Source organism: Variovorax sp. CCNWLW225 (assembly GCF_037204045.1).
Classification (GTDB): Bacteria; Pseudomonadota; Gammaproteobacteria; order Burkholderiales; family Burkholderiaceae_C; genus Variovorax.
The window spans coordinates 1-13,871 of sequence record NZ_JBBCBV010000034.1; the positions used below are offsets into that span (position 1 = coordinate 1).

Sequence of the window (13,871 nt, forward strand, 5' to 3'; positions counted from 1 at the left end):
GCGCAGCGAAATAAAGGAGGAGGCCGCAGGCCGGGGGACATTCGCGGAGAAAGGTACCCCGTCGGCGGGTGCGCACCCTGAACCTGAACCGTCCCGGACTCCCTAAGGGAAACCCCGTCTGCCTCGCCCTCACGCCCCCGAGATACTCCGGAAGTCACACCCGGACACCCCGAAGCGGGTCCACTCCAAAGGCGCAAACCCATGGCAGGCAAGAACTCGCTCTATCCGATTCCGCATCCGGCAAAGAAACCGTTCGTCGGCAACCTGCTGTCGATCGGGTCCGACTCTCCCGTGCTGGACATGTGGCGGATCGCGCAGGAGCTTGGCGGAATCTACTGGCTCGACATGCCGGGTATGCCGGTGATCGTGGTGTCGTCGCCCGCGCTGGTCGACGAGCTGTGCGAAGAGCCGCGTTTCGACAAGAGCACGCGGGGCGCGCTGCGCCGGTTGCGGGCCGCTTCGCACGGGCTGTTCACCTCCGACACGCACGAAGAAACCTGGTCCAAGCCGCACAACATTCTGTTGGCCAACTTCAGCCAGCGCGCAATGCAGGCCTACCACCCGATGATGCTGGACATTGCGAGCCAGCTGGTCACCAAATGGGAGCGCCTGAACTTCGACGAAGAGGTGGACGTGGTGCGCGACATGACCGCGCTCACCCTCGACACCATCGGCCTGTGCGGCTTTGGCTACCGCTTCAATTCGTTCTACCGCGAAGGTTTTCATCCCTTCGTCGATGCGATGGTGCGCACGCTCGAAACGGTGCAGAACCGCCGCGGCCTGCCGCTCGAGGAGCTCATGCTCAAGAAGGAGCTTGCGCAGCAGCGCAAGGACATCCGCTACATGCACAAGATGGTGGAAGACATCATCGAGGAGCGACGCGCGAGCGGCGCCGACATTGCCACCAAGCCCGACCTCCTGAGCTACATGATCGCCGGCGTGGACAAGAAGAGCGGCGAGCAGCTCACCGACAAGATGATCCGCGACGAGTGCATCGAGTTTCTCATCGCCGGTCATGAGACCACCAGCGGCCTGCTCTCGTTTGCGATCTACTTCCTGCTCAACAACCCCGAGGCCATGGCCAAGGCGCAGGCCGAGGTCGACAGCGTGCTGGGCGGCGACACCTCGCAGAAGCCCACCTATGCGCAGGTGAACCGGCTGACCTACGTGCTGCAGGTGCTGAAGGAGTCGCTGCGCCTGTACCCGACCGCGCCCGCGATCTCGATGCGTGCGAAGGAAGACACCACGATTGGCGGGCAGTACACGATCAAGAAGAACAACATGGTCATCATGCATGCGCTCGCGCTGCATCGCGACAAGGGCATCTGGGGCGAGAACGCAGACCAGTTCAACCCCGACAACTTCAGCCGCGAAGCCGAGCGCGAGCGGCCGGTCAACGCCTTCAAGCCCTTCGGCAACGGGCAACGCGCCTGCATCGGGCGGCAGTTCGCGCTTCAGGAGGCGGTGCTCACGCTGGGCATGATCCTGCAGCGCTTCAACCTGGTCGATCACACGGGCTACAAGCTCAAGATCAAGGAAGCGCTGACGATCAAGCCCGAGAACTTCAAGATCAAGGCGCTGCTGCGCGACCCGGCCTCGCGTCCACGCGGCAACGGCGAGATTGCCGCCACAACGCCGGATGCGCCGGCCAAACCCGCGGCACGCAAGCCGCAGGCCGCGCGCCATGGCACCTCGCTGCTGGTGCTGCAGGGCTCCAACCTGGGCACGGCCGAAGACCTGGCGCGCCAGCTGGCCGAGGCCGGCGAGCTGCGCGGCTTCTCCACGCAAGTGGCTTCGCTCGACGACTACGCTGAGCGGCTGCCGGCGAACGGCGCGGTCGCCATCGTCTGCGCCTCCTACAACGGCGTGGCGCCCGACAACGCCGCCGAGTTCCATCGGTGGCTCGACAAGGCCGACGACTCGCTCAACGGCGTGCGCTTCAGCGTGTTCGGCTGCGGCAATACCGATTGGGCCGCCACCTACCAGGCGGTACCGCGGCGCATCGACGAGCGGCTCGGGGCGCTGGGCGCCACGCGCGTGCATCCGCGCGGCGAAGGCGATGCGCGCGAAGACATGGACGGTGCGTTCCAGGACTGGAGCGATGCGCTCTGGCCCGAGCTGGTGAAGACCTTCGGCATCCAGGCCGGCGCCGACACACCCGCCGAGGCCGAGCCGCTCTACACGCTGGAAGAGCTGCCGCCCCCGCAGAAGAACGCGCTGGTCGATGCGCTCGGCGCGGTGGCGCTGCGCGTGGTGGAAAACCGCGAACTGCAAAGCCCCGGCGGCGACACGGGAAGCAGCCGCTCCACGCGCCATGTCGAACTGATGCTGCCCGAGGGCCTGAACTACGTGCCCGGCGATCACCTGAGCGTGGTGCCGCGCAACAGCCCCGCGCAGGTGGAGCGTGCGATGGCGCGCTTCGGGTTCGACCGCTCCGCGCATGTGCGGCTGCATGCCGCGGCCGGCCGAAAGGCGGCATTGCCGGTCGACCAGGTGGTGGCGGTCGACCGCCTGCTGGGCGACTACGTCGAGCTTCAGGATGTGGCCACACGCAAGCAGATCGCCACGCTCGCCGCCTATACGGAGTGCCCGTTCACCAAGCCCAGGCTCATGGCGCTCTCCGGCAGCGACGAGGCTTCGCAGGCCGCCTACAGGGCCGAGGTGCTGCACAAGCGCAAGTCGCTGCTCGACCTGCTCGAGGAGCACCGCGCCTGCCAGGTGCCGTTCGCGGTGTTTCTTGAAATGCTGTCGCCGCTCTCGCCGCGGTATTACTCAATTTCGTCGTCGCCCTCGATGACGCCGGGGCGATGCAGCGTCACAGTGGGCGTGGTGAGCGCACCGGCGCTTTCGGGCAACGGCACCTTCGAGGGCGTGTGCTCCAACTACCTGGCGCGCGCGGAAGCGGGCGACACGGTGCACGGCGTGATTCGCGAAACCACGGCCGAAGGCTTTCGCCTGCCCGAGGACGCGCAGCGCCCGCTCATCATGATCGGCCCCGGCACCGGCCTTGCGCCGTTTCGCGGCTTTCTGCAGGAGCGCGCGGCGCGCGTCGAGCGGGGCGAAGCGCTGGGCGATGCAATGCTGTTCTTCGGCTGCCGGCACCCGGAGCAGGATTTCATTTATGCAGAAGAACTCAAGGCCTGGTCGCACCGCGGCCTGATGAAGCTGCACACGGCCTTCTCGCGCTCGGGCGAACGCAAGGTGTATGTGCAAGACCTCATCCGCGAGCAGGGCGCGGCCGTGTGGAAGCTGCTCGAAGCGGGGGCGGTGATCTATGTGTGCGGCGACGGCTCGCGCATGGAGCCCGACGTGCGGCGCACGCTCGCCGACCTGGCCCGCGAACATGGGCACGACAGCAATGCCTGGATGGACAGGATGATTGCCGACCAGCGCTACGTGCTCGACGTGTGGGCCGGGGCCTAGGCCCCGCGGCCCAGCTCAGACCTCGCGGTCTGGATCGGGATAGACCAGCGGCCCGAGCAGGCCGCGGTTGAAGGGCTTCCACTTGCCCTCCGGCTGCGCAAGGCGGTCGGCCACCGCGTAGAGCACGGCGGGATGGCCGCCGAGCCCCAGATGGCTTGCCACCACCTCGATGTTCTCGGCCTTGGGGCCGGGCTTTTCAAGGCTGCAGCGCCACGCGACGACACCGTCGGTGCGGCTGAAGATCGACGTGGTGGGCACCGGCGGCGTGGGCTGCACGAACTTCATGCGGCGCGGGTCGTGCGAGCTCTGGCCGCTCACGCCTTCGTACACACGCCATGCGTTGGTTGCGCGCGGGCTGCCGGAGAACGGGCTGCCCAGGGTGATGACGTTGCGCACCAGGTCGGGCTGGGCAGATGCCAGAAGCCGCGCATAGATGCCGCCCAAGCTCCAGCCGATCACGCTGACCTTCTGGCCGCTCTTTTCATGCAGCGACTTGAGGAGCGCAAGCATGCCGTCTTCCACGCCTTCGCGCGGACCGAAGTTACGGCCCAGGCCCCAGCCGTGTGCGTCGTAGCCGCGGCTGCGCAGATAGCGGCGCAGCAGCAGCGTGGAGCCGTCGCCCGCCACGAGCCCCGGCAACACGATCACCGGATGCCCGTCGCCGCGCGGCGTGAGCTGCAGCAGCGGCCACATCGCGACGCCGGCACTCGTTTCCCAGATTGCGCGCGCTTCGGCCAGCATCAGCAGGCCCGACGGTGGCGCAATGTGGTCTCGGGTGGCGGTGGTCATGAGGGCGGCGTTCCTGTCTATTTCTGTTTCGCTGTTGTGTGGGACGAGCATGGCGAACGAAAGTTTCACCGCCTCGTCGGACAACTGCGATGTTTATCCGAGGTATTTGCCCCGCAGGTAATCAAGGTAAGCCCTCGATTCGCTGGAAACATACGGGGAAATCAAGGTGAGCGTGTAAAAAGCCGCCAATCCCGGGTCGGCCTGCGCCAGCGCATCGCGCCCCGGCACCAGGCGCTCGAACGAGAGCCAGCAGGTGGTGGTGAAAACCATCTGCAACGCCAATATGCGCGCCTGCTCCGCGCTGGTCTGGATGACGCCCGACGCCACCAACCCTTCGCACAGTGCCTGGGCCGCGAGCAGGTTCTGCGCAGTGAGCGCCTGCGCACGCTGGCCGAGCGCCGGGTATTCGCCCGCCAGAAAAGCCATGTCGCGGTAGATGAAGCGGTATTCGTCAATGGCCTCGAAGCGCAGGTGCAGCGCAAGCCAGAGGTCGTCGATGGCGGCAATCGAATCGGAAGAGCCATTGAGCACCTCGAGCCGCTGCTCGAAGCGCCTGAACAGCCACTCGACGATCAGCTGCTTGGCCTTGAAGTGATAGTGCAGGTTGCCCGGACTCATGCCGAGCTCGGCCGCAATCTTGTGGGTGGACACCGCCGCAAGGCCTTCCGCATTGAACAGCGCAAGGCTGGTCTGCAGGATGCGATCGCGCGTGGTGTTGGAACTGGCCACAACCGGCTGGTGCGTGCGTCGGTGTTCGCTGGGCCTGGGGCTCAGCGCTTGCCGCTGCCGCGCGGGCTGGCGTTCTTTGGTTCGAGCTCGGCAAGGCGTTCGCGCAGCCGGGCCACTTCCGTACGCAGTGCCTGCACTTCTTGCACGCTGGGCATGCCGAGCCGCTCCAGGGCGGTGGCCACGCGCTGGTCGAACACGTCTTCGAACTTGCGCAGGCCAAAACTGTCGAGGCTCGGAAAGCCGCGCGTGAGCGGCGCCTTGGCGGCGCCAGCGGTTGCGTCGAGCTTGCCCTGGCCAATGCCGAGCAAGCCTTCAATCACGTTGGCCTGGCGCTTGGCGACGTCGTCGCGCACGTTGCCAAGGGCTTTCAGGCCCGCGCGAAGCAGGCCCTCGGCGCCGCCGGTCTTTTCGGCGGGCCGGGGCTTGGGTGCAGCAGCAGATTTCTTCTTTGCCGCCGCAGCCGTTTTCCTGGCTGCGGGCGCCTTTTTGGCCGCGGAGGCTTTCTTCGCAGGCGCCGCCCTCTTCTTCAGATCGTCAGTCGAATCAGTCGAACGGGGTCGGGTCGCCATGCGTTGTTTGCTCCAGGGTCAGGTCAGACCGCCTTGCGGGCGGCGGTGCGGCGAACCGGCTTCTTGGCGGCGGCCGCCTTGGCCTTCACGGTGCGCACAGGCTTGGCTTCTTCAGTGCCGCTCACGCGCACTTCGATCTGCTTGGCACCGGCCGCAATCTTGTCGGCAATTTGCACCGACACGTTGGCGATCGGCTGGTTCAGCGCGTTGAACGACTTGACCACCGAGGTGACCACAGGCGACTCGACACCTGCCACGCGGCCGGCCACGGCTTCGATGCCGCTCGTGGTGCCAGCAGCGACGCGGTCCATCACCGAGACGATGCGGCCGGTGTCGATGTCCAGGCGATTGGCCAGGAAGCCGTTGATCTTTTCCTGCGCGCCGATCAGGTTGGCCTTGACCTGCTCGCTCACCAGCGGAATCTGGCGGCTGCCCAGGAATTCGGTGTAGCGCGAAGCAGCGCCGCCGAGCAGGCGATGAACGCCGGCGCGGTAGGCACCCACCAGGGTCTTGCCGGCGTCGTTGTACTGGCCGATGACGTGGATGGCGGCGGAAGAGAAGGAGGCTTGCGTGGTCATGTGACGATTTCCTGGAAGTTGAACGTTCGCGGGATTCGCGATGGGGTGATCTTCTTCCGGAGTGCCTAGGCCTGAAAAGCTAGAACTGTGGGAAAACTAGTCCAACTGCCCCAATTTCCGGCCAAGGGCCTGCCGACCATCATGCCGCAGCAGCCACCCTGGCGCGCTTGGCAGCCGGCGCGGCGGGCCTGCGGGGCGCGGCCTTGGTCGGGGCCGTCTTGATCGGCGCCTTCCTGGCGGGCGCCTTGGCGACCGTTGTCTTTGCCGCCGCCGGCTTCTTCGCTGCCACCTTCTTTGCCGCGGGCTTCGGCACGGCCTTCGGGGCAGCCTTCGCAGCGGGCTTGGCCGCAGCCTTCACGACAGGCGCCGGCTCAGGGGCAGCCGCAGCCTTCGCAGGCGCAGCACCCGCAGCCGCCGGATGCGTCTGCGTCAGGTCCATCAGCAGCTTGTGTTCAGCCAGCATGTAGTCGCCGATCTCGGTGATGTCCGGCACCGCGCGGCGGCAGGCAATGAGGCCGTAGTCCATGCGCCCGTTGTAGCTCTGCACCGTCACGTTCAAAGCCGTGCCGTGGCTCGCAATGGAGACCGGGTAGTAGCTGGTGACCAGTGCGCCCGCAAAGTACATGGGGAACGGCGCGCCCGCCACGTTCGAAATGGCCACGTTGGCCGCCGGCGGCAGCAGGTTCACCAGGCCCGAGCGGCCGACCATCGACGCGATGCCCGACACCAGCCAGGGCGCCGCGAAGGTCGGAAAGTCGTCGAGGATCATGGCCTTGAAGCGGTTCATCGTCGACTTCGACGCGTTCGACGACGCGTTGATCGCCTTCAGCCGCTGCACCGGGTCCGTGATGTCGGTGGCCAGGCTCACCAGGATCATGCTGGCCTGGTTGTTGGCGGTCTCGTCGCCGGCTTCGCGCAGGCTCACGGGCACGCCGGCCACCAGCGGCTTGGCGGGCAGCTCGTTGTTGTCGGCCAGGTAGTGGCGCAGCGCGCCGGCCACCGTGGCCATGACCACGTCGTTGAGCGACACGCCGAAGTGCTTGGCAATGTGCTTGGTCTCGGCCAGCGAAATGGTGCGGCCCGCAAACGTGCGCTGGTTGGTGATCGACACGTTCAGCGAGGTGCGCGGCGCAAAGAGGTTGAACTTCTTCGGCGCGGTGGCGGCGTCTTTCTCGGCCGCTTTCTCGTCGGGCTTGGCCAGGCCGCCGAGCGCGCGCGCAATGGCCGGCGCCATCTTGAAAAGCTTGACGTACTGCTGCGCCGTGTTGCGCAGCGCCGCGGTCGCGAGCTCGGCCATGCCAAGCTGGTAGCCGCTGCTGCGCGGGCGTGCGCGCGGCGGCTTCACCACGCGCCCCGTCGCCTCCAGGTCGAAGATGGCCTTGCCCAGCGCCACGCCGGCCTGCCCGTCGATGCCCGCATGGTGCACCTTGGTGTACAGAGCCACCTGCCCGCTCTTGAGCCCGTCGATGATGAAAAACTCCCACATCGGGCGGCTGCGGTCGATGAGCGTGGAATGCAGTCGCGCCACGTATTGCTGCAGCTGCCGGTTGGTGCCGGGCTTGGGCAGCGTGATGTGGCGCACGTGGTAGTCGATGTCGATGTCGTCGTCTTCCACCCACACCGGGTTGGTCATGTCGAAGGGCATGAGCGCGAGCTTGCGCGTGAACACGTCGGCCAGGTGGATGCGGCTGGCCATGAACTGCTTGGCGTCTTCGTAGAAGTCGCCCTTGTAGCCCTTGGGCAGGTCGAGCACGTTGAGCGAGCCCACGTGCATCGGCATCTCCGGGGTCTCCAGGTGCAGGAAGGTGGCATCAAGACCGCTCAGGTGTTTCATGTGACATGTCTCCTTGTGTGCGCAGGCGCCGTTCGGCAGGATACCCGTGGGCAGCCTCGCGAACCGGGGCGAAAACGTCGAACGCGGGTTTGTCCCGAGCCCATGCACGCGCTATGAATTCAATAGCTTCCGCCCTGCCGCAGGGGGCATGCACGCTTTCACACCGGATTCGTACACTGCGGCCATGACCTCAACTTCTTCTTCCATGCAGACCGACGAGTTCCTGTGGCTCGAAGACATCGACGGAGCCGAACAGCTCGACTGGGCCCGGCAGCACAACGCGAAGACGGTGCAGCGCTACGCGCAGTCGCCCGCCTTCGAGCGGCTGGAGAAAGGCATTCTCGAAGTGCTCGATTCGGACGACCGCATTCCGATGGTGCGCAAGATCGGCCCGTTGTTCTACAACTTCTGGCGCGACAAGAAGAACCCCAAGGGCCTGTGGCGCCGCACCACGCTGGCCGAATACCGCAAGCCGCAGCCCGCCTGGGAGACCGTGATCGACCTCGACGCGCTGGCCGAGGCCGACAAGGAGAACTGGGTGTGGCACGGCGCGCAGTGCCTGCAGCCCGAATACAAGCGCTGCCTGGTTTCGCTCTCGCGCGGCGGTGCCGACGCCAACGTGGTGCGCGAGTTCGACCTGGAGCTCAAGCAGTTCGTCGAAGGCGGCTTCACGCTGCCCGAGGCCAAGAGCAACGTGGCGTGGAAGGACATCGACCACCTCTATGTGGCCACCGACTTCGGCCCGGGCTCGATGACCAGCTCGAGCTACCCGCGCATCGTCAAGGAATGGAAGCGCGGCACGCCGCTGGAGAGTGCACTGACCGTGTACGAAGGCAGCGCCGACGACATGACCGTGAGCGCCTGGCGCGACAACACGCCGGGCTTCGAGCGCGACTTCGTCTCGCGCCAGATGGACTTCTACGACAGCGAAACCTGGCTGCGCCACGCCGACGGCCGGCTCGTGAAGATCGACGTGCCCGACGATTCCAACGCCGACATCACCCGCGAATGGATGCTGGTCGAGCCGCGCAGCCCCTGGACCGTGGGCGGCACCACCTACAAGCCGGGCTCGCTGCTGGCCGCGAAGTTCGACGACTACATGGCGGGCAAGCGCGAGCTCACCGTGCTGTTCGAGCCCAATGACACCACCGCGCTCGACGACCATTCGTGGACCCGCAACCACCTGATCCTGAACGTGATGCACGACGTGGTGAACAAGCTCGAAGTGCTCACCCCGCAGGCCGGTGAATGGAAGCGCGAAAGCCTGGGCGGCGCGCCCGAGCTTTCGACCATTGCGGCCGGCGGCATCGACGAAGACGAGAACGACGACTATTTTCTGACCGTGAGCGGCTTCCTGCAGCCGACCACGCTGTACATGGGCACCATCGGCAAGGGCGAGCCCGAGCCGCTGAAAGACAGCCCAGCATTCTTCGACGCCTCCGGCTACCGTGTGAGCCAGCACTTCGCCACCTCGAAGGACGGCACGCGCGTGCCGTACTTCGAAATCGCGCCGAAGAACCTGCAGGCCGACGGCAAGAACCCGACTCTGCAATACGCCTACGGCGGCTTCGAAATATCGCTGCAGCCCAGCTACAGCGGCGCCATCGGCCGTGCATGGCTCGAACAGGGCGGCGTGTACGTGGTTGCCAACATCCGCGGCGGCGGCGAGTACGGCCCGCGCTGGCACCAGGCCGCATTGCAAGAGAACCGCCTGCGCACCTGTGAAGACTTCGCGGCCGTTTCGGAGCACCTCATCGCGCGCAACATCACCTCGCCGCGGCACCTGGGCGCCATGGGCGGCAGCAACGGCGGCCTGCTGATGGGCAACATGCTCACGCTGTACCCGCAGCTCTACGGCGCCATCGTGAGCGAAGTGGCGCTGCTCGACATGAAGCGGTACACGCACCTGTCGGCCGGCGCCTCGTGGATTGCCGAATACGGCGACCCCGACCAGCCGGAGGAATGGGCGTGGATCAAGGCTTTCTCGCCGTATGAGAATGCGAAGAAGGGCCAGCCCTACCCGCCCGCGCTCTTCACCACATCGACCCGCGACGACCGCGTGGGACCGGTGCATGCGCGCAAGATGTACGCAAAGCTGGCCGCCATGGGCTACGACGCCAGCTTCTACGAGAACATGGAAGGCGGCCACAGCGCGGCAACGGACAACAGGGAGTCCGCCTTCATGGACGCCTTGGGCTACGCCTACCTGTGGAAGCACATCGGGCCATCGACATGAGCAATGACAACGGCATCACCCTCGAACTGATCGGCGCGCCCACCGACATCGGCGCCAGCGTGCGCGGCGCCGGCATGGGGCCCGACGCCCTGCGCGTGGCCGGCCTGCCGGAGGCGCTGGCGCGGCAGGGCTTTGCGGTGCTCGACCGCGGCAACCTCGCGGGCCCGGCCACACCGTGGACCGCCCCTGCCAACGGCCTGCGCCACCTGGACGAAGTGATCGCGTGGAACCGCTCGGTGTATGCCGCGGTCGACACGGCACTGGGCCTCGGCCATGTGCCGCTCATGATGGGCGGCGACCATTGCCTGGCCATCGGCTCCATCAGCGCCGTGGCCTGGCATGCGCGCAAACGCGGCAAGAAGCTGCGCGTGCTGTGGCTGGACGCGCACTCCGACGTGAACACCGAAACCACCAGCCCGAGCGGCAACCTGCACGGCATGCCGGTGTCGTGCCTGCTGGGCCACGGGCCCGCGGTGCTCACCGGCTGGAGCGGCGAGCGCGCGGCGCTGGAGCACGATGCCATCCGCTTCATCGGCATCCGCAGCGTCGATGCGGACGAGAAGGAGGCCATTCGCACGCTGGGGCTCAACGTGTTCGACATGCGCCACATCGACGAGCACGGCATGCGCACCACCATGACCGAGGCGCTGCAGGACGTGGACGAAGACACCCACCTGCACGTGAGCTTCGACCTCGACTGCCTCGACCCGAACATCGCGCCCGGCGTGGGTACCGGCGTGCGCGGCGGCCCCACCTACCGCGAGATGCAGCTGTGCATGGAGATGATTGCCGACACCGGCCGGCTCGGCTCGCTCGACGTGGTGGAGCTCAACCCGGCGCTCGATGTGCGCAACCAGACCGGAGAGGTGGCGGTGGAGCTGATCGAAAGCCTGTTCGGAAAGTCGACGCTGGTGCGCTGACTGCCCTGACGCGGGCGTGGACGCGCGGTCAGCCCGGGCTGGGCACCGGCTTCACCGGAAAGGTGGTGGCCGGCGCAGCGGGGTTCAGCGGCGCGGCCGGCCGCGGCGCTTCGGGCGCGACACTGGGAACTTCAGGCTCTTCGCCGCCCTGCCCTTCGAGAAAGCGGTCGAGCAGCGCAAAGAAGCGGTCGTAGAACAGCTCGTCCGTGAGGGTTTCGCTGGCCACCTTGACCATGGCGTCGTCGCTGCCCGCAAAAGGCAGCGAGAGCGAACCGATGGCGCCCACGCCCAGGCTGGCCGAGTTGTTGACCTTCTTGATGCCGTAGCGGTCTTGCAGCGCGGTGGCAAAGGCCACGGTGCTCCGCTTGCCGGACTTGCCGCCTTCGCGTGCGCACACCACGCGAAACTCCACTTCCACATGCACCTCGGCCGCCGGCTGGAAGCTCTTGCGGCCCGTCACCAGGTCGGTGTTGGCCGCGTTGATCATGTAGCCCTGGCTCAGCAGCGCGCGCCGCGCGGCTTCACAGGTCTGGGCTTCTGTGGCGGCGTAGGTGCGCGTGTGAGTGGTGGTGGAGTCGAACTCCTCGGTCTCGTAGGAAACGCGGCGCGAGCTGCTGCTGCCGCAGCCGGCGAGCACCAAGGCTGACAGCAGCCCGAGCGCGAGAACCTTGAAACGAAAAGCAGAAAAGACAGAAGAAGAGAAATTGGGGTGCATGGTCGTCTTGAAGCGGCGGCGAATGCTAACCGGCTGGCCTTGCAGCGCCGCCGGCGAAGCTTCGAGCATTGCGCCGCGCCAGTGTTCCCGGCAGCGCAAGAGAATTTTCAGGACCAGTGCAGCACGAAGTGCGCGCGCCCCCGCGTTGCGGCAATGAGCCGCGCATTGGGCGCATCGGTGGCGGCCACCCAGTCGCGTGCGGCTTCGGGGCTGCGGCCGAACTGCTGGTGGCGCTTCAGCAGCCGCTCTTCACGCACCGCATCGTCGATGTCGACATACCAGACCTCGTCGAGCATGGCTGCGGCGCCCGCCCAGGGCCCGGCATCGTGCAGCAGGTAGTTGCCTTCGGTGATGACCAGCTGGGTCTCAGGCAGCACCGCAATGGCGCCGGCAATCGGCTCCTCGATCTCGCGGCGGAATTCGGGCGCGTACACGATGGGATCGCCCGGCCTCTGCTCGCGCAGCCGCTGCAGCAGCGCAACGTAGCCGGCGCTGTCGAAGGTGTCGGGGGCGCCCTTGCGGCCGGCGCGGCCGAGCCGTTGCAGCTCGACATTGGCCAGGTGAAAACCGTCCATCGGCACGACCTGCGCGCGGTCTGCGCCTGCAGCCCGGAGCAACGCCGATGCAAGCGTGGACTTGCCCGCGCCGGGCGCGCCGACGAGGCCGAGCAGCTTGCGCTGGCCGCCGGCCATCAGGGCCTGCAGGCGGGCCAGGCCGTCTGCGGGAATCGAGGGGAGTTGTTGCTCGGGGGTGGTGCTCATCCCCCGAGCGTACAACCTTGCTTCAGCGAATCAGGGGTACAGGCCGCGTTCCTGGCGAGCCATCAGGATGCGCTCGCAAGCCACCGCGTAGGTGGCGGTGCGCAGCGTGATCTTGTGCTTGTCCGCCGTGTCCCAGATCTGGTTGAGCGCGTTCATCATGATGCGGTCGAGCCGCACGTTGATCTCGTCCTCGTCCCAGAAGAAGGACGAGAAGTCCTGCACCCATTCGAAGTAGCTCACCGTGACACCGCCGGCGTTGCAGATCACGTCGGGCACCACCAGCACGCCGCGTTCGGCCAGGATGTCGTCGGCCTGCGATACCGTAGGGCCGTTGGCGCCTTCGAGCACCAGCTTGGCCGATGTCTTCTGCGCGCGCTCGGCCGTGATCTGCCCTTCGAGCGCGGCCGGAATCAGGATGTCGCACGCCGTGTCCCAGAAGGCTTCGTTCGGTACCACGTCGCCGCCCTTGAAGGCGACCACGCCTTCCTTGTTGGCAATGGGAATGAGCTTTGCCAGGTCGAGGCCGTTGGTGTTGACGATGGTGCCGGTGTGGTCCTGCACGGCCACGATCTTGGCGCCCGCTTCGGCAAAGAGTTCGGCCGCCACCGAGCCCACGTTGCCAAAGCCCTGCACCGCAATGCGCGCACCGCGCAGGTCCATGCCCAGGCGGCGGGCCGCCTCGCGGCCGGTAACGAACACGCCGCGGCCCGTGGCCTTGACGCGGCCGAGCGAGCCGCCCAGGTGCAGCGGCTTGCCGGTAACCACGCCCGTGGCGGTGCCGCCCACGTTCATCGAATACGTGTCCATCATCCAGGCCATGATCTGGCCGTTGGTGTTGACGTCGGGCGCGGGAATGTCGGTGTGCGGGCCGATGATGATGCCGATCTCGCTGGTGTAGCGGCGGGTGATCTTTTCGAGCTCTTGCAGCGAAAGCTTCTTCGGATCGACGCGGATACCGCCCTTGGCGCCGCCGTACGGCAGGTTGACCGCGGCGGTCTTGATGGTCATCCAGGCCGACAGGGCCATCACTTCTTCGAGCGTGACGTCGGGGTGAAAGCGCACGCCGCCCTTGCCCGGGCCGCGGCTCATGTTGTGCTGCACGCGGTAGCCCTCGAAGTGGGCGATGGTGCCGTCGTCCATCTCGATCGGCACGTCGACGATCAGCGCGCGCTTGGGCCGCTTGAGCGTTTCGACCCAGCGGGCCAGCGGGCCGAGGTACGGCACCACGCGGTCGACCTGCGAGAGGTAGGTGCCCCAGGGGCTGTTGGCGGTCGGATTGACGAAGGAGAGCTTTTCACTCATGAGAGAACCCTTGGT

The 13,871-nt window shown here is 66.7% G+C and carries 11 protein-coding genes; 3 read left to right on the top strand and 8 right to left on the bottom strand.

All coding sequences use genetic code 11. The annotated features are described in order from the left end of the window. Nucleotides 1-201: 201 nt before the first annotated feature. Nucleotides 202-3,423 (top strand): bifunctional cytochrome P450/NADPH--P450 reductase, encoded by a 3,222-nt coding sequence (locus V9L20_RS26760; RefSeq protein ID WP_337298850.1) that lies wholly within the window; start codon nt 202-204, stop codon nt 3,421-3,423. A 15-nt stretch (nt 3,424-3,438) separates the two neighbouring features. Here the strand turns inward: V9L20_RS26760 and V9L20_RS26765 are convergent, their stop codons facing one another. From V9L20_RS26765 to V9L20_RS26785, 5 genes are all read right to left on the bottom strand, one after another. Further along, complete coding sequence (locus tag V9L20_RS26765; protein WP_337298851.1) at nt 3,439-4,212, bottom strand: esterase/lipase family protein; 774 nt, start codon at nt 4,210-4,212, stop codon at nt 3,439-3,441. A gap of 93 nt (nt 4,213-4,305) precedes the next feature. Next, the gene (locus V9L20_RS26770) at nt 4,306-4,941 is read right to left on the bottom strand and encodes a TetR/AcrR family transcriptional regulator (RefSeq protein WP_126748319.1); all 636 of its coding nucleotides are present in this window, start codon (nt 4,939-4,941) and stop codon (nt 4,306-4,308) included. 41 nt (nt 4,942-4,982) lie between these two features. After that, nucleotides 4,983-5,510 (bottom strand): phasin family protein, encoded by a 528-nt coding sequence (locus V9L20_RS26775; protein ID WP_337298852.1) that lies wholly within the window; start codon nt 5,508-5,510, stop codon nt 4,983-4,985. Nucleotides 5,511-5,533: 23 nt separating this feature from the next. Then, nucleotides 5,534-6,088, bottom strand: coding sequence for a hypothetical protein (locus V9L20_RS26780; protein WP_337298853.1), 555 nt, complete (start codon nt 6,086-6,088; stop codon nt 5,534-5,536). A 139-nt stretch (nt 6,089-6,227) separates the two neighbouring features. Beyond that, the gene (locus tag V9L20_RS26785; protein WP_337298854.1) at nt 6,228-7,922 is read right to left on the bottom strand and encodes a WS/DGAT/MGAT family O-acyltransferase; all 1,695 of its coding nucleotides are present in this window, start codon (nt 7,920-7,922) and stop codon (nt 6,228-6,230) included. A 184-nt stretch (nt 7,923-8,106) separates the two neighbouring features. Here V9L20_RS26785 and V9L20_RS26790 point away from each other — a divergent pair, with 184 nt between their 5' ends. Beyond that, complete coding sequence (locus V9L20_RS26790; protein ID WP_337298855.1) at nt 8,107-10,158, top strand: prolyl oligopeptidase family serine peptidase; 2,052 nt, start codon at nt 8,107-8,109, stop codon at nt 10,156-10,158. After that, nucleotides 10,155-11,078, top strand: a complete 924-nt coding sequence (gene rocF / locus V9L20_RS26795; RefSeq protein WP_157616132.1) for an arginase — start codon at nt 10,155-10,157, stop codon at nt 11,076-11,078. The genes V9L20_RS26790 and rocF overlap by 4 nt, the downstream gene beginning before the upstream one ends. 28 nt (nt 11,079-11,106) lie before the next feature. On the opposite strand, the gene V9L20_RS26800 is transcribed toward rocF, so the two are convergent. The 3 genes from V9L20_RS26800 to V9L20_RS26810 are packed head-to-tail and all read right to left on the bottom strand — an operon-like array spanning nt 11,107 to nt 13,856. After that, nucleotides 11,107-11,862 (bottom strand): DUF2242 domain-containing protein, encoded by a 756-nt coding sequence (locus V9L20_RS26800; protein ID WP_443098632.1) that lies wholly within the window; start codon nt 11,860-11,862, stop codon nt 11,107-11,109. A gap of 38 nt (nt 11,863-11,900) precedes the next feature. Continuing rightward, complete coding sequence (locus V9L20_RS26805) at nt 11,901-12,554, bottom strand: nucleoside/nucleotide kinase family protein (RefSeq protein WP_337298856.1); 654 nt, start codon at nt 12,552-12,554, stop codon at nt 11,901-11,903. A gap of 30 nt (nt 12,555-12,584) precedes the next feature. Continuing rightward, nucleotides 12,585-13,856, bottom strand: coding sequence for a Glu/Leu/Phe/Val family dehydrogenase (locus V9L20_RS26810; protein ID WP_337298857.1), 1,272 nt, complete (start codon nt 13,854-13,856; stop codon nt 12,585-12,587). Nucleotides 13,857-13,871 lie beyond the last annotated feature (15 nt).

Excerpts from the sequence above, each read along its gene's own strand:
- V9L20_RS26760 (WP_337298850.1), top strand. The coding sequence starts at position 202 with ATGGCAGGCAAGAACTCGCTCTATCCGATTCCGCATCCGGCAAAGAAA.
- V9L20_RS26765 (WP_337298851.1), bottom strand. The coding sequence starts at position 4,212 with ATGACCACCGCCACCCGAGACCACATTGCGCCACCGTCGGGCCTGCTG.
- V9L20_RS26775 (WP_337298852.1), bottom strand. The coding sequence starts at position 5,510 with ATGGCGACCCGACCCCGTTCGACTGATTCGACTGACGATCTGAAGAAG.
- V9L20_RS26780 (WP_337298853.1), bottom strand. The coding sequence starts at position 6,088 with ATGACCACGCAAGCCTCCTTCTCTTCCGCCGCCATCCACGTCATCGGC.
- V9L20_RS26785 (WP_337298854.1), bottom strand. The coding sequence starts at position 7,922 with ATGAAACACCTGAGCGGTCTTGATGCCACCTTCCTGCACCTGGAGACC.
- V9L20_RS26790 (WP_337298855.1), top strand. The coding sequence starts at position 8,107 with ATGACCTCAACTTCTTCTTCCATGCAGACCGACGAGTTCCTGTGGCTC.
- rocF (WP_157616132.1), top strand. The coding sequence starts at position 10,155 with ATGAGCAATGACAACGGCATCACCCTCGAACTGATCGGCGCGCCCACC.
- V9L20_RS26800 (WP_443098632.1), bottom strand. The coding sequence starts at position 11,862 with ATGCTCGAAGCTTCGCCGGCGGCGCTGCAAGGCCAGCCGGTTAGCATT.
- V9L20_RS26805 (WP_337298856.1), bottom strand. The coding sequence starts at position 12,554 with ATGAGCACCACCCCCGAGCAACAACTCCCCTCGATTCCCGCAGACGGC.
- V9L20_RS26810 (WP_337298857.1), bottom strand. The coding sequence starts at position 13,856 with ATGAGTGAAAAGCTCTCCTTCGTCAATCCGACCGCCAACAGCCCCTGG.